21 protein-coding genes are annotated in these 21,011 nt (G+C 43.3%); 11 read left to right on the forward strand and 10 right to left on the reverse strand.

Features of this window, described 5'->3' with window-relative positions:
* Positions 1-105: 105 nt before the first annotated feature.
* Positions 106-1,218: a helix-turn-helix transcriptional regulator gene (locus tag B3V56_RS04275; RefSeq protein ID WP_289283997.1), complete on the forward strand. Its 1,113-nt coding sequence runs from the start codon at positions 106-108 to the stop codon at positions 1,216-1,218.
* 220 nt (positions 1,219-1,438) lie between these two features.
* Positions 1,439-1,945, forward strand: coding sequence for a sigma-70 family RNA polymerase sigma factor (locus tag B3V56_RS04280; protein ID WP_289282580.1), 507 nt, complete (start codon positions 1,439-1,441; stop codon positions 1,943-1,945).
* On the opposite strand, the gene B3V56_RS04285 is transcribed toward B3V56_RS04280, so the two are convergent.
* The 9 genes from B3V56_RS04285 to B3V56_RS04325 form a co-directional block, all read right to left on the reverse strand.
* Positions 1,942-2,316 carry a YbaN family protein gene (locus tag B3V56_RS04285; protein ID WP_289282581.1) on the reverse strand — a complete coding sequence of 125 codons (375 nt, stop codon included), beginning with the start codon at positions 2,314-2,316 and terminating at the stop codon, positions 1,942-1,944. The genes B3V56_RS04280 and B3V56_RS04285 overlap by 4 nt on opposite strands.
* Before the next feature lie 4 nt (positions 2,317-2,320).
* Positions 2,321-2,929 carry a biliverdin-producing heme oxygenase gene (locus B3V56_RS04290; RefSeq protein WP_289282582.1) on the reverse strand — a complete coding sequence of 203 codons (609 nt, stop codon included), beginning with the start codon at positions 2,927-2,929 and terminating at the stop codon, positions 2,321-2,323.
* An 80-nt stretch (positions 2,930-3,009) separates the two neighbouring features.
* Complete coding sequence (locus B3V56_RS04295; protein WP_289283998.1) at positions 3,010-4,329, reverse strand: tetratricopeptide repeat protein; 1,320 nt, start codon at positions 4,327-4,329, stop codon at positions 3,010-3,012.
* Between the two features lie 45 nt (positions 4,330-4,374).
* Complete coding sequence (locus B3V56_RS04300; RefSeq protein ID WP_289283999.1) at positions 4,375-5,883, reverse strand: surface lipoprotein assembly modifier; 1,509 nt, start codon at positions 5,881-5,883, stop codon at positions 4,375-4,377.
* A 75-nt stretch (positions 5,884-5,958) separates the two neighbouring features.
* Positions 5,959-6,687 (reverse strand): Slam-dependent surface lipoprotein, encoded by a 729-nt coding sequence (locus tag B3V56_RS04305; RefSeq protein WP_289282585.1) that lies wholly within the window; start codon positions 6,685-6,687, stop codon positions 5,959-5,961.
* Between the two features lie 80 nt (positions 6,688-6,767).
* Positions 6,768-9,806 carry a TonB-dependent receptor gene (locus B3V56_RS04310; RefSeq protein ID WP_289284000.1) on the reverse strand — a complete coding sequence of 1,013 codons (3,039 nt, stop codon included), beginning with the start codon at positions 9,804-9,806 and terminating at the stop codon, positions 6,768-6,770.
* A gap of 203 nt (positions 9,807-10,009) precedes the next feature.
* Positions 10,010-10,960 (reverse strand): FecR domain-containing protein, encoded by a 951-nt coding sequence (locus tag B3V56_RS04315; protein WP_289282588.1) that lies wholly within the window; start codon positions 10,958-10,960, stop codon positions 10,010-10,012.
* The gene (locus B3V56_RS04320; protein WP_289282589.1) at positions 10,957-11,925 is read right to left on the reverse strand and encodes a FecR domain-containing protein; all 969 of its coding nucleotides are present in this window, start codon (positions 11,923-11,925) and stop codon (positions 10,957-10,959) included. The genes B3V56_RS04315 and B3V56_RS04320 overlap by 4 nt, the downstream gene beginning before the upstream one ends.
* A complete protein-coding gene (locus B3V56_RS04325) occupies positions 11,922-12,422 on the reverse strand; it encodes a sigma-70 family RNA polymerase sigma factor (RefSeq protein ID WP_289282590.1) in 501 nt (166 codons plus the stop codon). The genes B3V56_RS04320 and B3V56_RS04325 overlap by 4 nt, the downstream gene beginning before the upstream one ends.
* Positions 12,423-12,676: 254 nt before the next feature.
* Between B3V56_RS04325 and B3V56_RS04330 the strand changes: the two genes are divergently transcribed.
* Genes B3V56_RS04330 through B3V56_RS04340 form a run of 3 tightly spaced genes read left to right on the forward strand, consistent with a single transcriptional unit; the run spans position 12,677 to position 15,928 of the window.
* On the forward strand, positions 12,677-14,689 hold the full coding sequence (locus B3V56_RS04330) for a TonB-dependent siderophore receptor (RefSeq protein ID WP_289282591.1): 2,013 nt from the start codon (positions 12,677-12,679) through the stop codon (positions 14,687-14,689).
* Positions 14,679-15,080, forward strand: coding sequence for a TonB-dependent receptor domain-containing protein (locus B3V56_RS04335; RefSeq protein WP_289282592.1), 402 nt, complete (start codon positions 14,679-14,681; stop codon positions 15,078-15,080). Before B3V56_RS04330 ends, B3V56_RS04335 begins: the two co-directional genes overlap by 11 nt.
* 5 nt (positions 15,081-15,085) lie before the next feature.
* Positions 15,086-15,928 (forward strand): alpha/beta hydrolase, encoded by an 843-nt coding sequence (locus tag B3V56_RS04340; RefSeq protein WP_289282593.1) that lies wholly within the window; start codon positions 15,086-15,088, stop codon positions 15,926-15,928.
* A 131-nt stretch (positions 15,929-16,059) separates the two neighbouring features.
* On the opposite strand, the gene B3V56_RS04345 is transcribed toward B3V56_RS04340, so the two are convergent.
* Entirely contained in the window at positions 16,060-16,764 is a 705-nt protein-coding gene (locus tag B3V56_RS04345; protein ID WP_289282594.1) for an FMN-dependent NADH-azoreductase, read from the reverse strand.
* A 139-nt stretch (positions 16,765-16,903) separates the two neighbouring features.
* Here B3V56_RS04345 and B3V56_RS04350 point away from each other — a divergent pair, with 139 nt between their 5' ends.
* The 6 genes from B3V56_RS04350 (at position 16,904) to B3V56_RS04375 (ending at position 20,870) form a co-directional block, all read left to right on the forward strand.
* The gene (locus B3V56_RS04350; RefSeq protein WP_289282595.1) at positions 16,904-17,755 is read left to right on the forward strand and encodes a LysR family transcriptional regulator; all 852 of its coding nucleotides are present in this window, start codon (positions 16,904-16,906) and stop codon (positions 17,753-17,755) included.
* 128 nt (positions 17,756-17,883) lie between these two features.
* Positions 17,884-18,564, forward strand: coding sequence for a hypothetical protein (locus B3V56_RS04355; protein ID WP_289282596.1), 681 nt, complete (start codon positions 17,884-17,886; stop codon positions 18,562-18,564).
* Positions 18,565-18,759: 195 nt separating this feature from the next.
* The gene (locus tag B3V56_RS04360) at positions 18,760-19,311 is read left to right on the forward strand and encodes a hypothetical protein (RefSeq protein ID WP_289282597.1); all 552 of its coding nucleotides are present in this window, start codon (positions 18,760-18,762) and stop codon (positions 19,309-19,311) included.
* 309 nt (positions 19,312-19,620) lie between these two features.
* Positions 19,621-19,830, forward strand: a complete 210-nt coding sequence (locus B3V56_RS04365) for a cold-shock protein (RefSeq protein WP_284723449.1) — start codon at positions 19,621-19,623, stop codon at positions 19,828-19,830.
* Between the two features lie 280 nt (positions 19,831-20,110).
* A complete protein-coding gene (locus B3V56_RS04370) occupies positions 20,111-20,656 on the forward strand; it encodes a DUF2975 domain-containing protein (RefSeq protein ID WP_289282598.1) in 546 nt (181 codons plus the stop codon).
* Position 20,657: 1 nt separating this feature from the next.
* Positions 20,658-20,870, forward strand: coding sequence for a helix-turn-helix domain-containing protein (locus tag B3V56_RS04375; protein ID WP_286303364.1), 213 nt, complete (start codon positions 20,658-20,660; stop codon positions 20,868-20,870).
* Positions 20,871-21,011: the final 141 nt, after the last annotated feature.

Below are 21,011 nucleotides of genomic sequence, written 5' to 3' on the forward strand. Positions count from 1 at the left end.
AATCCCCTTAACATTATGCATAGACCGATTTTCTTGTTATTGTTTGTAAATGAAAATCATTATCATTATATAATGTGGCTATAGAGCAAGTTCCCAAAAAGAGTTATGAGCAAACGTCATAGTGTTATGAAAAATCACCAGTCAGTCGAAAGCGTGCTATCAAATGATGAAAAAACAGCCCTAACAGTAGCTGAACAGAGTGACTATTCACCAAACAAACAAGATAATCAGGTGACAGCGAGACTGGATAATATGATTTATCTGTCTGAGCTGAACCGAATGAATGTGCGTTACGTCAGCTTTTCAGAAGACACGGCACAGGATGAAGTCGTTTTAAAAGGCCTCTTTCATCATCATTTTGATCGACATGGTCTGTCTGTGCATGCCGGTAACTTAATAGAAATGGCGGATAGAACCAGTTTTGCAGAACTGCCTCCTGCGATCAGCATGACCATCTTATTTGATGGAAAAGTGTCATTTTCGCTTGGCTCGCAACGTTATCAGCTAGGTTGTCTTGGTGAGGGCCGTGTGGAGTGTTCCGCTTTTATTATTAATCAACCTGAAATGCTTAGTCGCCGTTTCGAACGCGGTATGCATGTGAATAAACTCAATATATTTATCGAACGACAATGGCTTGAGGAAAGAGCGACTACACCAGACGAAAGGCAGCATATTCAACAGCTATTTCAAGCTCATGCTGCTTTTTACCATTGGCAAGCTTCTGATGTGGTTGCAAAGCTGGCCAGTGATTATTTATTTAAAGCCCAACACACGACTATTCAGGATGAGTTACTGAAAGAGGCGATCATCTTTCAACTGATCGCTGAAAATTTAAAGGTACTAACCTCACTTCATCGAACAGAAAGGCCACAAGAGACAAGTCAATTCTATGCTACTGCATCACAGGAAAACCAACTGAGACATCAAATTGATGACATGCTGATGCAATCCATGACCGTTGCAGAAATGGCTTCAGCGATAGGGCTGAGTGTGAGCACTTTACAGCGTAAGTTTAAAACGACCTATGGGGTAACGGTGAATAATTACTGTCGCCAACGACGTCTGGATATGGCAAAAAAAGCATTATTGGTCGACAAGAAATCCATTGGTGAAGCTGCCTTTATAGCCGGTTATGCTCACCCCTCAAACTTTATTACGGCTTTTAAAAAACGCTTCAAACTCACTCCTTCAGAACTGGTTGCCACCATACTGCCGTGATGTTTCGACAAACAGGGGGTGATCTTGGCTAAAAATGAATAACGGAATTTATCCATACTTAAGTCACTCGGATTAGCGCTAAGGGTGCAATCACGTGGGGATAAATCCAATAAAAATCAATTAACTATTATCTAAAAGTGGCATTTGCATTTTTTTAGTTTATAGATGATAATGATTCTTGTTAAGATTTGTAGTTTTTACTAAGTTTAAGGAGATCATCATGCGTGCTACCCATACAGACACTATCGAAAATCTGTACCTGGAGCACCGTGGTTGGTTATCGGTATTTATTCAACGCCGAATGGGGTGCCCTGAAACCACCGCCGACCTGATTCAGGATACCTATCTACGTATACTCACGAGTGGCCGATTACCCGAGCAAAAAGATGCTCGTAAATATCTGACGCATATTGCCAAAGGTCTGGTGATTGATGTGTTTCGCCGTCGTCGTGTTGAAGAAGCCTATCTGGACTATCTGAAACAACAACCCGAGGACACAGCCCATTCGGTTGAAACTCAAACACTGATGATAGAAGCCTTAACCCAAATTGATAGCTTACTACATCGTCTGCCTGCCAATGTGCGCCAAGCCTTATTGATGAGACAGCTGGATGGCATGAGCTATAAGGACATTGCTAAACAGTTAAATGTCTCTGTATCCTCAGTGGAAAAATATATCGCCAAAGGTTTGCAGACATGTCTTGCTGCCTCACTCTCATCAGACTAACTCGTGATGCTTGATGGTTCTGGCCTGGTGATTAACCAGTACAACACGGCCACCATCATGCTTGAACTCACACATTTCACCCAGAGAGGTAGTCCACTTAAAAACAGTAAACAGCAGCTTATCGTCATCGACACTAGAGCTATCACTTTGGCACGACGGGGTATTGCTCGATGTTGCTGCCATTGCTGAATCAGATGACCAAACCGTGGATGATGTAATAACCAGTGGTGCAATTGTGGCCAGCCTTTTGCCGAACACCAGAGTGCCATCAAGACAAACTCGGTAGTAGGTAAGCCCGGTAATATCAAGCCTGCGAAGGCAATACTGAGAAAAATCAGTGCGAAAAGGCGCCACAATAACGTTATAACCATGGTTTTAACTCGCTACAGCATCATCTATCATTACATCGTTAACGGCATCAGTGACAAAAATAAAAGCCTGTGTTGCACCCGCTAATGCTTTTTCACGTTGTGCTTGTGTTAACTCAAGCTGATCTAACATTGCTTTAAACTGTTTCCAGTGAGTGGCGCGTCCGTCTGAGTGTGCTGCCATGTGGCTGGCACCAAAGGTTTCAGATAAGTTCAGTTGATTTTTGACATGTTTGAGTAACATCGCCGCGCCTAGCGTTGAACCCTCCAACGCATATAGCCAGCCAATGCCTTCATATTCATCTGCGATCCTGATATAGCTCGCTATACGCTGATCTTCGGTCATCAGCGTTTTATTCAATTCGACATCCTCACAGTCCGATAAAACCGCATTAAGGCGGCTGCGTCCACTCAAGTCAGGCAGTAAGTTTAAGAGCTTGGTATTGTGATAGAGCGGTTCTGCTGCAGTATGAAGGCGTAATTGCATACGCAGAAAGCCCCGATAATGTTCGCTATCTGCAAACGGATTTAGTTGCATCACGCGTTTATCCAGTACTTCATGTAAATCATGTGTTTCATTGCGTAAGGCGTTTGAAAGAGTCAGTTGATCTGTCATCGGTTTATCCTGTAAATAAAAGTCTGTGTTATTTGATATACCGAAGCAGTTGCCAATTTCCGTAATGTATCCGCTGATTTTTATTGAAGTTGTTGTTTAATCTTCTGGATGGCTTGATTGTACTGAGCGGCTTTACTAGGCTTATCCCAAGCGATATAAAGCGACTGTATATTTTGCAAAGCCAGTAGCAGGGTTTCATTTGTTGCAGATTGAGTCTTTTGCAAGTTCTCTACGGCGGTGAGAAAAGCCGTTTCGGCCTTAGCAAATTGCCGTTTGTTGTAATACAAAGTGCCGAGATAACCAGCGATGCCAGCTGCCTCAACTGGCCGCTTTTGCAAACTTTGATATAACGCTAAGCTCTCCGATAAAGACGCTTCAGCCGCTTTTGTATCATGTGTCGCCAGTTGTAACGCGCCGAGGTTACCTAAAATGGTGGCTTGCTCAATACTGTGTTCTTTGTTCAATAACTTAAGTTGTGACAAGGCTTGCTGATAATACTGTGCTGCCTGCTCAAGATGATTTTGCTGCTGTTGGTATAAGCCTAATTCATTGAGCTGCATCACTGTTGCCATCGAGGCGGGGGCATCATTTTGTGCATTGAGACTTTGCTTTCGGATTGCAGCTGCTTTATCAGTCTGACCAGATTTGTCATAGGCTATGGCGAGTAAATTCAGTAATTCTGACAACCGTTTATCAGCCAGTTTTGATTCACCATTGAGTTTCTTTTTCATCTGTTCAAGTGAGGTGATGGCTTGATAATACTGCCCCTCTTTTAATTGAATGTTAGCGGCTGATATCACTAAATCGCTTTCTACCGATAAGGGTAATTGAGCACCTTTTTTATCCATTGATTCAGATAACGTGGTTGAAACCAGTTTTAATGCCTGCTGCTGATTGCCTAGTGAGACTAGGATTTGCGTCTTTAATAAAATGGCCTGCCACAACTTGCCGTTACCATCACTCTGGCTGAGCTGGAATTGTTCTATTGATTCACCCAGCACGCTATCGGCTTTATTTAGCTGATGTTTTTTTTGCAATAACACGCCCTGATTAAATAATAAGGTGGCTAGCTGTTCATCAGGCGAAGCTGATGCTTTTTTGGCTAAGGTCACTGCGTTTGATAAGGAGGCCATTGCTTGCTCAGGCTGACCTTTTGCCTCCTGAATAAAGGCTAATAGATTAAGACTACTGGCTTTGTAGATATCGCCATTATCAGCTTTTTCAGCACGAGCAATGGCTTTGCGGATGGCTGTTTCAGCGGTTTCATAATTGCCCGCCTGATAGGCGCTGGACGCTTCAGACTGCCATTTTTGCCATTCATTTTGCTCAGCAGCTTGCACACTTAATGAGCTGAAAACAAGACAAACCAATAAGATAAAAAATGGGGGTGGTATCAACATAAATAATCCTGATTATTTTCTGCTTTTGGCTGATTTTTAAATGGTTTAAAACCGTTTTTCCAATTTCAAACTGACGCTATTCCTATCATAGGAATAAAGCCAATTTACATTGCTATGTACTTTGCGATGTTTGAAGGTAAGGTTTGGTTCCAGCCCATAAAAACTCAGTCCGGGGAACCGCACAATAAGGGTGTAGTTCTGTTCAATATCTTCACGCTGCTCACCCAGTAAAGCGTTAAATTCATCATGTTTGCGTTGACGCACAGAGGCAAAAAGGACGGCATTGATGTTGTCACTAAACTCTTTGGAGACACCTGCTCTTATGCCATATTGTTGATAAGCGAAGGGTTCTGTCTCTGCTTCTTTCTTGGTCCAGTCCACCCCGCCAAATAGCGTCCATTGATCAGGGAATACATACCAGGCGGTGGCATAAGCTGACCAAATATCACCGTTGTAAGCAGCGTAGTCTTTTTGTCGATATTGCTGATCTTTATAATCGGCTTCAAGTTTAAACAGCACACGATCGGACACATAATGTAACCACTCACTATGTAGTCCCCAGGCTCCATACATGGATCGATGACCATAACGAGAGAAATCAAAAGACGGTGCTAGTGAAAATTGATTGCGTTGAGTGTGGTAGCTATAACCGAGCTGTGAGGTAATTTGGCTTTCATTAAAATCAGAGTGGTCTTTGTAACTTTGGCCAAATAATAACGAACGAAAAAATAGGCCATGATGACCGGACAAAGCAAATCGTTTATTCAGTGTGGCTTCGTAGTCCAGACCATGTGCTTCCACCGCTTCGGGTGTCTCGCGTTCGTAAAAACAGACATTGCCAAAATAGAGTAAACAACTGTAACTCTCAGATGATTGGTTTAAGTTATCAACCCAAGTGGGGCCAATCGAAAACGAACCTTGCCAGGACTGACGTCTATCTAACGCCTGCAAAAAACTATCCACTGTGGTGCTAACGCCTTGCTGACGAGCATCGGCGGGGTTGAGTATCTGTTGAATAGTACTAAATACTTTATCAGAGTCTGCATCTTTTCTATTTTCAAACAGTACACGTGCCAGCTCTAACTGACCGGGTAAAAAGTCAGGTTTTAAGTCGAGAAGCTGGCGGTATTCTGTTTCTGCTCGTTCCAGATTACCTTCCATCCGAGCAATAGCACCGCGTGCATAAGCGAGCAGCATAGGATCTGCATCAGCAAACTCTTCATATTCTTCTAGAAAAAACTTCACCGATGACCACTGTTTTTTCTGCAATGACACATACAGGGCACGACCCACATCATTACTGTTGTGCTGAACAGTATATGACTGACCATCAATGATTAAACTGGGGCGTTCTCCTCGTAGATAATCCTCATCTTTCAGGATTTCCTGCTCTTGTTGATCAGCGCGTAACTCAATACCCTGATTCAAACGAAGAGACGTGTCTTTATCATCTGCCCAACTGTTCGGACTGGTTAACGATAAAACGGTCAGGCACAAAAACGCTACCCATCTTGAAGTGAGGGAGTAATTAGATCGGTGTACATCAAACATCATGTTGAAACTCATGAAAAGGAAAAAGCCAGATGCCCGAAAGCATCTGGCCATATTTCATCCTTGAACTAACAATGATTACTTCGCACCACCAAAAGCAGTGTCATAATCACGGTTAGAAAATTTAGCAATCCCTGCTAAAGCGGCAGCATCAGCACCATAGAAGTGACCTTCAGTGGTACCCATAGTTGAGCTATTAGCTAAAGCGTCACCTGAGAAGCTAGCATCCGAGCTGTCAATTGAGGCGTTGATAGCAATGCTAAGACCAGTTCTGCTCATTGAGCCGGATAGGTTGTCTGTGCCGAAGTTAGCATTCAGCGTACCTGTCAGTAAGTTAGAGCCGTTGTAATTGTTGATACCTTTAACGGTGTAGGCCGCTGTACCAGTGGTTGGCATGGTGGTGCCTGTATCATCCCCAGAGTAATAAACCACACGCGTTGGATCATTTGTGGTGCCATTTTGTGACCACTCACCGAAATAAACCTCCTCCCCTGATACTTTAGCGAAATCAAAATAACCCAAAGCAGAGTGTGAAGGTGGCATCATGGCGGGTGTAATCGTATAGATACCATTGCCATCAGCACTAACCATATTGGTCAGACCAGAAAAACTTACCATAGCTCCGTTATGAAAATCGGTAACACCAACACCTGGTGCTCCTGTTGTGCCAGGGTGATCAGGCGTCGTACTTGTTGTTCCTCCGACAGTAATATCCCCTAAATAGCTCTGACCAGACTCTGTGGCATGAGCCAAACCAGTAAAACCTAAAGCTAAAGCAAGAATTGATAGTTTTTGTAATGTTTTCATCATATTGTCCTCGTATTTAAAAAATAGTTAGTTATTCGGTAACACTGTTTTTTTTGAGAAACCACCTCCTTGTCTCATGATTAAAATTTAGCCGTGAGGCTGAGTTTGAATGTGCGCCCTGGGGCGGGGATAGCAGAACGACTCATCGGATCGATGTAGTACTCATTGCTGAGATTAGTACCGGTCAGTTCAACACTGATATCGTCGTTTAACTGATAGCTGGCATAGGCATCAAATAACAGGATGGTGTCCCATGACAGTGGTGTATTGGCGAAGAAAGTGATGTCAGAAGGATCGCGATAGTTACTTTCAAACTTATCTTCATGTTTGTAGTAATAGGTGACACGACTTCCTAGCTCTAATTTACGATTGAAAAATCGCCCGCCCAGCGTCCAGTTTGCGGTGTATTCCGGCATGGCCATGCTTACCAGATAACCACCGACAAAGCCATCTTCAACACAATTACTGGTGGATCGATAATCGAGCACAACAGCAGATGACTCATCACAGACTTCATTTTCGAAGTTATAGGCCAGGCTCAGGTTGGTAAAAAAGCTGCCGTTGTCATAGCGACCCTGAAACTCAATCCCTTCCAGCGTTTGTTTTTCGAGATTGCTAAAGTTCATATTAGGGTCACGCTCGATAACGTTTTCAGTGCGGTTATAAAAATAACTGAGTTTGATATCGGCATAATCCGCATCAAAAACGCCTGCCAGGTTATGCACATAGCCGATTTCGTAGTTATAGATATGCTCTGGTTTTAACTCGTAATCCGGGTTAGGTAGCGAGGCTGAAAAACTAATGGTATTTTCAAATAAACTGGGGAAACGATAAGCCTGACTATGGCGAGCATAGATACGACTATCGTCATTCAGATCCATCGCAACCGATAGAACTGGAGCCCAACCATCCCCTTTAAGGTGTTTCACCTTTTTAATGGTTTGCACATTGCCAATGACCTGCGCCCCCTTATGACAAGCCGTCACATCGACATCAGCCGTTAAGCAGGGGTGATTATTTCTATAATATTTGCCATCTTTACCGACTTTCCAGACGCTTTCATAGGATGCTGTTTCCGTTGTACCTACAGTATCTTGAATCTGCTGGATGAAGGCGTCTACGTCAGCCCCCATTGACTCCCAGAAGGCACGGTTATCCTCCCAATTCTGTATTTCTGGATCGACATCAGCCTGAGTAATCACCTTGTCATATTCAACGTGGATGGTTCTTCCTATAGTCGGTGCATAACTATTGAGGCTGGTGTTACCCGCATCCAATTGGCTTTTACGAAAATCATCAAACGTCCAGAAAGAGGAATAACGCATGCCGGCATCCACACTAAGAAAGTGTGTGGGTTTCCAGGCAAAGTTGAAATTCATTTCTTTTTCTTGACGACGTCCAGCTTTGGGATACATTCGGAAGCTACCCGTCGGATCATAACGATCATCAGAACGTAATTTTTCATGCTGATAACGGCCGCCCACGGTCAGATCGAGGTTATCCATCAAAGCAAAGGTATTGCTCAAGGTGACACCACGACGATCTTCTTTGGCATTTCTTAGTGCTGTATTACGAAGAGTGGTATTACCCGAGGCATTGTTATCATAAGGTTCATTGGGGTAACCACCTGCCGTGTAGGTGTCACTGACGGTATCCGTTCTCCAGACACTGGCATACAAATCGACCCAACGATTGGTTTCAGGGTTGAGCTCGTATTCGACGTTATACGCTTTTGCTTTTACTTCACTTAATGGCCATTGCGGCACACCTTCATCGACAGCTCTTTCCCATGAAATTCGTGACGGGAATATTTCGCCATAGGTAGTGGATGTATCGCGGTAACCAAATGAGAGGCTGTGGTTATCACTGAATTTGAACTTGGCTTTTGCTAACCAGGATTCCATTTCGCTTGAAGTATTGGGCAGTTCATCCCCTGGCTTATAGATGTTGGCCATATCAGGAATCATATTGTCTTGAAGATTATCCGAACCACGAGAGTAGAAACCATCCTGATGTTTCCCTGCGAAATGGTTACCTTTCTTGCGGTAAGCGTAAGCCCCCATGAGATCAAATGCCTCCTGACGGGTACCAACAGCCAGACGATAAGCATAGTCATCAAAATAGTCTTGCCCACCTGAATGGGGTTCGACATAGAGCGTTGGATCGTAGATATCACCTTGAGCATTAAAACCGGGAATATCGGTGTAGGACTTGCCACTGGATAAACGTGGCACACTCGCATCGACTGCATTATTGCTGCCTTCGAGTTTAAGTTCGCCGCCGAATGCTTCACCTGGTTTTAGGATGTCATCCACACTAAGTGTGCTAGCCACTATGGCACCGCCGATACCGCTATGAACATTACGTTCAAGGTTGGGGCCTTTTATCGCTTTGATATTACCGATGAGATTAGGGTCGATATAACTCCGGTTATTGGCACCGTTATAACCACGCCAGATAGTAATGGCCTGTTCCGTGCCATCTATCGTTAATGGAACACGGCCGGGGCCCTGAATGCCACGGATATTAGGATCAATCCCGCCACTGTTACGGGCATCGGCGCTGTAAACATTAAGCATGCCACTGAGCATATCGGCGGGTGATGAACCTTTGAATCGCTCTAACTCTTGTTTACCGACATAGGTGCTGGAGATGTTTTTATCAAATACATCGTTATAACCAATGGTGTCTTGGGTAAACAGCATCGTGTCACCCACAATGTCGATTTTTCCTAAATCCACACTGCTTTCATCTTCAGAAAGGCTGAGAGTGGGAACGGGTTCAATACGATAGCTGCCATCAGGCTGTTGGACGGCGGTTAGCCCCGTACCAGCCAGTAAGGTTTGCAGACCTTGATGTGCGGTATAGTCACCCACCAAGCCATTGCTGTGTTGATGATTGACCAAAGAGGAGTCAACATACAGGGCGATGCCCGCATTGAGGCCAAATTGACGTAAGACCTGGTCAAGGCTTCCTGCCGACAAAGAAAAAGACTGAACATCCGTGTTGCTGTCTTGTGCATAAACGTACTGGCTGACACCGGCAAACAGGCCAGTGGCAGCACACATATTAAGTGTGATGAATAAAGTGGGAAGTCGTAAAAAACGACGTAACGGCATGTTTCAGTTCCTTCAGTATTTATTAGTCAGTAAAAGTGGTTTGTACTTGTAATACCGAACGTGGAATGAAAACCCGTAATAATAATTATTCGCATTAACCGGTTGTTAGACGAGTTGATGTATATGAAGTGATTATCCATCTGTTTTAAAAGGGAAATTTAAGCGGGGTGATTAGCTGGAAAAGTCGCTAATGACACAAAAAATTAAGATGTTAAGGGTTTGATTGTGACCCAGTAGGGGGTGAAGTAACTGACTTTCACCGGCAAAATCTCACTGAGCTGTTCCAGTACTCGATCTGTATCTTGCACAGAAAAAATACCGGTAATCGTTAAACGTTTGAGTTCGGGGCTAACTCGAACAATACCTGTGCGATATCTCGCTAGTTGTTGCACAAATTCATTTAACGGCATATCTGCCACAGCGAGTTTACCTTGCTGCCATAAGTTAGAGGCAGGATCCGCCTGAAATGGCTGAGCGAGTTGCAGGGCTGAAAAGGTAACGCCTTCCCCAGCAGGAATAATAGTGTGTGAATTCGGTGTTTCTCTTGGTGTCATTCTGACTCGGCCTTCAAAGACCGTTAACTGTGTTTCTAACTCAGATTGCTGCACATTAAAACGTGTACCGAGCGGCTCTAGCAATCCATCTCGACTAACAATGGTGAGAGGGCGGGGATCTTTACCGGTATCAATCGCGATTTCACCGTAGTGCAATATGATTTTGCGTGTGTCGGCATCATAATCGACATCAACTTTGCTATCCGTATTCAGCGCTAACGTTGTGCCATCCGTCAGTTGCCAATGACGAATCTCGCCCTTTGCCGTGGCATATCGCGTGCCAGGCACGGATAAAGGCTGCCAGTGCTGAACACCCATTGCACCCACCCCCACGCCAATACCGACGACGGTGAGCAGTTGACGACGACTCATACCCTGGCGATGCTGTAATACTTGACTACCAACTCGTCTGTCGGGCACAGCATTGAATTGCTGCTGAAGATTAACAACTTGTTGCCATGCTTTTTGATGGATAGGATCTGCATCAAGCCAGTCTTGAAAGGCCTGCTTATCCTGCTCAGACACATCATCTGCCCAGAGCCTTGCCGCCCAGACGCAGGCTTGATTGATAGGATCTGAATTCGTCAGTGCTTGAGTCATAAAGCACGGTCTCTTGGAACAACCGTCACCCAATAACGTGTGCGAGACTGAATAGACACGGGCAGCGCTTGTGCCATTTGTTGCAAGGCTTTATCGGTATCATTAAGTGGAAAAACGCCACTGACTTTGAGATCAGCAACCGTTGCATCACAGCGTAAAGTGCCGGAACGATAGCGTGATAACTCATGAATAAATTCAGACACGGGCATTTGCTCTGCTACCAGCTTATGCTGAGTCCAACTGGTGATGGCAGGGTCCGCTTTAACGGCTTCTGCTAACTCAAGCTGATTAAACCGAATCCTTTCGCCAGCATTTAAGGTGAGTTTTTGTTGTGCATGATGGATCAACACGCTGTCCTGAACAACGGTGACCTCGGTTGAATCGGCATTTTGTCGGACATTAAATTGTGTGCCCAGGGCCTCAATTTTCCCTTGATCTGTCACCACAATAAATGGCTGACCAGCAAACTCAGCTGCATGACCCGTGGTAATAAACACTTCACCGTGTTTGAGATGAATCAGACGTTGTTTGCCATTAAACTCAACATCAATAGCCGTATCGGTATTGAGTCTAAGATGACTGCCATCGGCTAACTGCACAGCACGCGTTTCACCGATACCAGTGCTGTAATCAGACATCGCCTGTTGCCAGAGTTGTGTTTTTTGCAGGCCATAACCCACACTGGCAGAGCCGATGAATATTCCCACCCATTGTAAAAACTGACGACGACTGCTGGTCGGTGTTGCAGTGAGTAAGTTACTGTTGGCAGCATGTTCTGGGAGGCGATCAAAACTTTCAGCCATGGACGTTAAAATTTGCCAGGCTTTTTCATGCTCCGGGTTTTGCTGACGCCAGTGTTCACAAGCTTGTTTATCCTCCGGGCTGACATCATCTGCCCAGAGCCTGGCCATCCACGCGGCAGCTGTGTCGATGATATCGGGCTGTGGATATGAAGAAGAACTCATGTTGATGCTTTCAAACTATGGAGATAACAGGCTGTTAATGCCTTGGCTACATACTTTTCTACAGAAGACACAGACACATTCATCTTCGTGGCAATCTCTTTGTAACTCAGGCCATCCAGCTTTCTCATCAAAAAAGCCTGACGCACATGCGTAGGTAAGGCTTGCAGCATCTGGTCAATTTCCAACAAGGTTTCTACCACAATATGTTGGGTTTCTGCGCTGGGTGCTTCCTGCTCCGGCAATAAACGAACAGTCTCAAGATAAGCGCTTTCAATTTGCCGACGACGAAATAAATCAATCATCAGGCTTTTGGCGATACGTGTCAGATAGCGTCGCGGCTGATCATCTGTTGGCAATGAGTTAGAAAGTATCACTTTGAGGTAAGTATCGTGAGCGATATCAGCGGCACTGTGTTCACATCCCAAACGACCACGCAGCCAGCGATGTAACCAGCTATGGTGCTCACGATATAAGGTGTCGATATTGTGTTGAGACATGAGTGGAAAACAATGACTTACATTTGATAATGAGATACATTATCGTTTAAAGGTCGCCTGATCAAGTTTTTTTACGTTTCGCTTTTCTGGTGATGACTCTCCTCAAAGTGTCATGGAAAGCATGTCTTTAAATGGAAAAGTTATTTATTTTCAGTCTGTTAAAAATTATTTCATCAATACTGAAAAAAACATTACGGATTTGCTTTGTTCAATCGAAGTACAGGTAAAGACACTTTATTCACTATGAGGTTGATATGTCCTACCTGAAAACATCGCGTCCACATCGACACGTATTTAAAACCTTGCCTCTCAGCATGATGATGGCTGTGGCTATTGGTTCAGCTGTTGTTGCTACACCTTTCCAAGTTCATGCTGAAAACGTTCAGACCACTACACAGGCCTTTAATATTCCGGCGGGGCCGCTTGATCAAGTGCTAAATCGTTTTGCTTTGGCTGCGAATATCGATCTGTCAGTGAACTCACAAATCACAGCCAATAAACGCAGTCGTGGTCTGGATTCCACTGTTGATGTGCAAATGGGATTACAGCGCTTGTTATCACCGCATGGCCTGGTCGCCGTTAAAACATCAGCGACCAGCTATACCGTTAAACAAATTACAGACAGTTCAGAAGACGGTGTAGATTTACCTGTGGTCAACATTGATGCTGATGGCATGAGAGAAACTGCCATAAGTCCAGTGGATGGCTATTTAGCCACACGTAGTGCCTCAGCCACCAAAACCGATACACCACTGATTGAAACGCCTCGCTCTGTGACGGTGGTCACAGCGGATCAAATCAAAGATCGTAAAGTGCAAACCGTTGAAGATGCTGTAGCGTATGCTGCTGGTGTGCAGATTGGTGGTTCGGGGTATGACCCACGCTTTGATCAGATTACGATTCGTGGATATGAGGTGACGACCAATGCCGATTACCGTGATGGTTTACGTCAAACCAATACCGGCTGGTTATCGTATTTCAGAACAGAACCGTATGGTTTGGAACGTATTGAAGTCGTGAAAGGACCTGACTCTGTTTTATTCGGGCAGATCAGCCCGGGTGGTTTGGTCAACCGCGTGAGTAAGCGCCCCACAGCAGAAACTATTCGTGAAGTGGAGGTTCAGGCAGGTACTGATGATCACTACCAAGGCCAGTTTGATTTTGCCGGTAAATTGGGTGACACCGATGAGTGGACTTATCGGGTAGTCGGCTTGGCGCGAAACAGTGATTCAGATATTCGGGGCGTGATTGATGATAATGTCTACTTCGCACCGTCTCTGACCTGGCGTCCTAATGACGATACCAGTCTGACATTGTTAGCTCAGCGTCAGCGTTATGAAACGGCAGGGTCTCCACGTCCATTTCAGCTACCTTCTGGTGAACTGACGGATTTCTGGTCGGGTGATGAAGACTTTGACAAGCTTTTGCAAACACAAACCTCTATTGGTTATGAGTTTGAACACCGTTTTAATGACACCTTCACTGTCAGACAAAATGCCAGATATAGCTATATTGACACGACTAATCAATACACAAGTTCATCCTTAGCGGCGGATAGTCATACCCTGAATCGCACAGCAATAGGTGTCTATGAAGATATGCATAACACTGCTATTGATACTGCTGTGGAAAGTCATTTTTCCACAGGTCAGCTGACGCATACATTACTCACCGGTTTGGATTTTTATCAGGTTAATAGTCGTGTGAAGTATGCCTATGGTGCTGCACCATCGATTGATATGTGGAACCCTGATTATCACCAATCCATTGCGAAACCGACTACATTGTATTCATTCGGTAATACCAAAACAGAAAACGAGCAGTTTGGTTTATATGTTCAAGATCAAATCAGCCTCGACAAATGGCGTGTGACTTTAGGACTGCGCCACGATTGGGTAGATAAAGATGCATACAACTACTTCAGCGGTATTTGGACAGACATAGATGATGAAAAAACCACGGGTAGTGCTGGTTTATTGTATGCATTCGATAACGGCATCAGCCCCTACATCAGTTATGCCACGTCATACATTGCACAGTTTAGTACCAATGCTTACGGCTCAAACTATAAACCAACCGAAGGTGAGCAGTGGGAAGCAGGAATAAAATATCAGCCGGTCGGCTATCAGAGTTTCTTCACGGCCAGCGTGTTTAACTTAGTTGAGAGCAACGTGCTGACACAAGATCCCAATGATATCAATAACAAGATTCAAAAAGGGCGAACGCCGTGTTCAAGGCTTGGAGTTAGAAGCCAATATGAACTTTGATTTTAGTCTGAATCTGGTCGCGAGCTATACCTACCAAGACGCCAAAATCACCGAAAGTAATGACGGTGATGAAGGGAATCAATTTACTGGTGTGCCAAGACATCTCGCTTCCTTCTGGGGTAACTATGATGTGACCCATGACCTGCAAGCTGGATTAGGTGTCCGTTATGTCGGCGAGTCATATAGTAATACCGAGAATACCGATAAAAATGAATCTTACTCGATTGTAGAAGCAAGAACGTCTTATAGTCTGGATCAGTGGGTGAGGGGAGCAACACTTGCCGTGAATGCCTCTAACTTGTTTGATAAAGAATATGAGGTGTGTGAAGCGGGCTACTGCTATCGAGGGATCGGTCGTAAGGTCATCGCCAGCTTTAATTACAACTGGTAAGTCTGATGTTGAGATTAAGACAGATACTTAAATTTCTCATCATCATATGCTGCTACCTGCCTTTGCAGGTAGTGGCTCAGTCCGTTTCATTACCTGCCACTGAGCAGTTCACACTGAAAAACAAAGCAGGGCAGGATTATCAGATTATGGTGAGTTTGCCTAAAAACCAAACGCCAGCTAAACCGATGCCGGTGCTATACATATTAGATGGTAACTCCGTGTTTGCTGCCTTTCATGATGCTAAGCGAATGGAATCAGACTATGCAGACACACTGATTGTGGCGGTGGCCTATCCCACCGATAAGCCGTTTGATTTTTATCGACGTTCTTATGACTTTTCACCACCTGTACCCAAAGAAGTGAATGACCCACCTCAAGGTGGGCAGGATGAATTTGTCGACTTCTTAAAAAACATCTTACAGCCCGAAATCGCTCGTCGTTATGACATTCACCAAGAACGGCAATCATTATATGGTCATTCTTTCGGTGGCATGTTCACACTCTATGCGATTTACACCCAGCCAACCTTATTCCAACATTACATCGTCTCCAGCCCCAGCTTGTGGTGGGCAAGCCGTTACCTTATAACGCATGAGAGAACCTTCATGAAACAAGTGAAAGCGGGTGAAGTATCACTCGTCGATAAAAGCCTGTATCTGCTGGTGGCAGAGGGCGATGACGTGCAGGAACGGCAGGATATTGAACTGCTGGCAGACCGAATGAAAGCCCTGTCGGCCTATGGTTTCCGAAGTGCCTATTACCTCCAAGAAGACGAAGATCATATGTCCTTACCCATCACCATTGCTCATCGTGTTTTACGACAAGCGTTTAATCCAAGGCTTCGTTAAGTCATTTGTTTGGTAACATCAGGTTATAAGCTGATTGATGGTAATAGCTGGCAGGACAGCCCGTAACGTAGATGATATCTTCATCAACTATGTCTTCTCCAAAATGGATGAGAATGTCTTCATTAATAGGGTTACAGATTTTTGACCACATTTTCTGGTGATGTGGCCACGACCGGAAAGCTAAGTTCTGTGGCTATTCTCTCGGCGCGATATTTTGCATCAGCTACAGATCTGCTATGTCTATCGTCGCCAAATTCTTGGTATTCAGCAGCGATCTCATACACCGTATCCGCTCCTAAATATTTACTTAGTGTAAGTAAGTGTGGCGTCAGGTGATTAGAGCCTTCTCTTATTCCACCTTTTTGAAAACCGAACTCTCCACTAGAGGTCACGATAATCAATGTCTTTCCAGAAAGTAGTGGCTGTAATGGGGAATCTCCTCGTGCGAGATCGAAATCAAACGTTTTGTCTATACGTACAATTTGATCGAACCATGCTTTTAGCTGAGCAGGCATGCCGTAGTTATACATGGGAGAAGATATCAAGATAATATCGGCTGCTACCACTTCAGCGATCAGTTTATCTGATAATGCCAGCGTCTCTTTCTGTGCTGGGGTCCTCTTTTCCTCAGGTGTAAACACAGCGCCAATCCAATCCTGAGTGATGAAGTCAGGAGGGTTTACGCCAACATCACGATAGGTATATTCATCTATAGGACGATTCTTTCTCCATGTATCAATAAATCGGATAGCAATATTTTTTGATATGGAGTTGTGATCTGGATTTGGGTTGGTAGTAGCTCTAACGCTCGAATCTACATGTAATAGTGTACTCATAGTGATGACCTTAGTTGATTAATGATAGGTACTATTCTGAGAGCCTTTCTAGCGTTGTACAAACGAAAAAGTTACACTAATAGATGATTTTAAATCATCTATTTAGTCAAGCGGCTAATGGTTTATTAGGAGGTTAAATTTGCAGGTATCGTTACAGGCGTTGAAAGCTTTTGAGTCGGCTGCGCGTCAAGGAAGCTTTAAGTTAGCTGCAGAAGAACTGGCATTGACACCGACAGCCATTTCTCACCACATTAGCAATCTGGAAAGTCGGTTAAATGTCAATTTGTTTCATCGACAGGGAAGGCGAATTTCACTCACAGAAACAGGCAAACTATTAGCGAGAGCAACCACGGACGGGTTTTTGAAAATTGATCATGCTCTGGAATACGTCGCAAAGGTTGGCACTACGGTCAGAGTGACAACTACATCATCATTAGCGGCTATGGTGTTGATTCCTTACCAGTATGAATTTGAACAAAACAACCCAGGTATTTCGATGGAGATATCGACTGGCGAATCACTCGATAATCAATCACATACTATTCCCATTCGGTTCGGTGATATTTCAACTGTTGAAGATTTTGATGTCATTAGAACGGAGTCATTCGATATATTTGGTACTTATGGAGTCGCGCCTGCTTCTTGGTTTAATGAACCCATTACAGTGTATACAACGCAATGGAAGAATAAATCATTACCCAAGCCTCCATTAGACACTTGGTTGAAGGCAAATGGATTGGAAGGGGCCAATATTAAACTTAAAAAATTTGATCAAGAACTGTTCGGGATTCAGCAGGCTATGGCTGGAAATGGGCTAGTATTCTGTTCTACGACGCTCGCGAATAGATTGTTGAAATCTAATCTTCTACAACAATACAAAACGACACCCGTTCAGTCAGAACTTTGCTATTACATACCGAATAAGAATCATTTTCAAACTAGAAGTGCAGTCAGATTTATAAATTGGATTGAAGATATTTTGAATCAATAATTCGTACAAACAATCCTCAACTGATGATTTTAAATGCTGGGTGCTGAGAAAGTATGGAGCCGAATAATAAACGGTTTATTTAATATTTTTTTCATAAATACACTATTGGTGAGAAATCGGAGTTCATCATGAAAAATTTCGAAATCCGTAAACTTCTAGTCAGTGATGACAGCGAGGCTAGAGAACAGTTCGAGAGGGATATTTCTAATGAAATTGATGAGCTCTCAGATTTATTCGCTGACTCCTTACAGAATCTTAAAGAGTCTGATTGTGCTAAAGATGAGTCTACGAGAGCTGGAATAGTATCTGGATATCTACACTTGGCTATAGAGTCTGCTGTCACAGCAACACAATTACTTTCCTTAGGTCATATCGCGCCAGCCGGAAATTCTATGCGCATCTCCTATGAGTCTTTATGCATTGCAGCTCTGATGCGAAAGAATATTAAAGTTACCGTTTTAAATGGAAAATATAAGTTCGATTTCTACAATGACTTTATGGATAAGCGTCCTCATGCTAGAGCTGATAAAGTAGTTGCTCTAGTTCTTAAAAATAATAAGTTGCTTTCTATTTCAGACAAAGGTTGCGAGTTTCTGAAAGCAGCAAGAGATTTTTACAATGCCTACAGCCATGCCAGCCATTTGTTTGTTCACTCGAAAATAAAACCGTCAACAAAGCAAATGTATATCGCTGGTGGCTACGATTCTGAGAGAAAATCAGATTTTGAGAGCCAGCTTAAATATATAGTTACATATTGTAAAAACATTAAAACTTGGGTTACATCCATAGCCTACAACGTTCCTAGCTAGATAACTGAGGTGGCGACACACCTTATACTTCATCAATAGGTTAAGGTGTTTGATTTCAATAACTGGAGTCATGTCAAGAACTATTAAGACCAGCCTTGCGACACCGTGGCCGAATAGCGAAAAGTAAGGTATTTTTGTACTGACCCTAAATATTTAATCTGTTTCCCTGACTGAATTATAAAAGGAGTTGAAACGATGCCGGCACATAATATTTTTATCATCAGTGTGACACTACTGTTAGCGAGCATCGGCACCGTGCATGCAGACCTTTTTAATGTGGAATTACGTAAGGCTTATGCACAATGTAAAACAGCGCAAAAAGCATGTGAAACTATCTGCAAACAGGCTGTCATCGCAAGAAAGAAAGCTGCGGCTGATGCCGAAGATAAAACCCAACAATGCATTGCCGAGCATGGTCAGCAATTTCCCGAATCAGTCATCAAGCAGAAAAGTGAAGGAGCGTTGATAGATGGGTTCGCTTGGATGTCAGATGTCACTGGTACCTATATGCGACCAGGCCGAGGCCTATCATATATAGTTGATGCGCCAGGTAATCAAGACTGGGCAAAACATTGCAAGGGAGAAGCCAGAGTCAACCCTGAAAATGCTCAGCAGGTTAAAACCACATTAAGAAATTCACCCAGAGTCATCCCCAGAAAAACGATGGTGAAACTTAGCAAAATTCAATATTACACAGGCCGCGGCCAAACTAAATGCGTGTTTTCTAAAATTGAAGTATTGGAATAGATTCTGCAAAACTCAGTTAAGGCAGATGCTATAGGATCAGGGTGTTTGATTTTATCTTCAACAATATTCTTTTGCTGGTGAATAATAGCGATGAGGAGAAATAACTAATAGCATCAGTGAATTAATATCTGTACATTCCCAGTAAAACCCTATACTGTGTACTCAGCTCGAAAGTAAGACTTTTATTTATACTCTCCATCTCGTTGTTTTATTCGTAATTCCCCGTCCTGAAGTTTCTAGATTCCAGCTCGTTTTCACGCTATTCACGCCTCTAGAGGCATTTTTATATTTAAAATTCAGGTAATTATTATGTCAAACACAGTTAATGGAACAGTAAAGTGGTTTAACGAAGCGAAAGGTTTCGGTTTTATCGAACAAGAGTCTGGAGCAGACGTATTTGCCCATTTCAGTGCTATTACTAGCTCAGGTTTCAAAACCTTAGCAGAAGGCCAAAAAGTTGAGTTCACTGTAACTCAGGGCGCAAAAGGACCACAAGCTGAGAACATCGTAGCTGTATAAGCTCGTTCTCGGTCAAAAAAAAGGGCAAGTCCTCAAGGACTTGCCCTTTTTTTTGGAAGTTAAATTGTCTCATTTATTGCTTTGCCCATTATGGTCGCTTTTTCTACTATGTTTCGATCCGGTCTTACACATGATGTAGCTAAAAACTTTTAAGGTTATTTACTGAATCATTGTGGCGAGCTAAAATTAAATTATTATTGTTTTACGATAATTCTTTATTCCAAAAAAATAATTTATAGGTTAAAGTCAACACTCATTTAAAAGTTTGAAGGCTTGTGCTATGAAGAATAAAACCAACCAAGATCGTATTTCACATTTTAGTGCTCAACTAAAACGGCTATTAACCACTTTTATTATTCTAATTCCAACCCTTACACTCGCTTATTGGTTATTTTTTAATAGCTTGCAAGCTGCTGGTTTCGTCATTGAATTACCTGTTGAAATCACGACTGAAATTGATTTAATAACTCGATTGTTAGCTTTTTTGGTTTGTTTACTGCCGATCACTGTAGCGTTATATGCCGCTGTCCAATTGAGAAGACTCTTTAGTCTTTATCAGCAAGGCATCATCTTCTCTTATGACAATGTCATCTGCTTTAAGCGTATGGGATTAGCTTTACTGGCTTGGGTGATAGTAGGCACTATATCCGATACTTTGCTCAGCTTAGCTTTGACCATTCAAAACCCTGTTGGGGAACGATTACTCACCATAGGATTTGGCTCTTCTGAGATGACCACTTTAATTACTGGCTCTGTGATATTAGTGATTTCTTGGGTAATGAAAGAGGCTGTAGAAATGAAACACGAACAGGAATTTACCGTTTAATATGAGTATCGTTATTAACGTCGATGTGATGCTGGCCAAACGTAAGATGAAATCAAACGAACTGGCGAAACGAGTTGGAATTTCTGAGCAAAACCTTTCCATACTGAAAACTGGCAAAGCAAAAGCTATCCGTTTATCAACACTTGATGCTATTTGCACAGCTCTTAACTGTCAGCCTGGTGACTTGCTGGAATATCACCCTGAAGAAGAATAGCTGGGGTCATAAGGTGATGTCGTCAGTCTACTTTATATTTCTATTTGTAGGGACATGTTATGACTTGAGCGTCATAGCCGTATAACCTCGTTCTCGATCATAAAAAAGGGCAAGTCCGTAAGGATTTGCCCTTTTTTTTGG

This window comes from Methylophaga sp. UBA2513 (assembly GCF_002341285.1).
Taxonomy (GTDB): domain Bacteria; phylum Pseudomonadota; class Gammaproteobacteria; order Nitrosococcales; family Methylophagaceae; genus Methylophaga; species Methylophaga marina.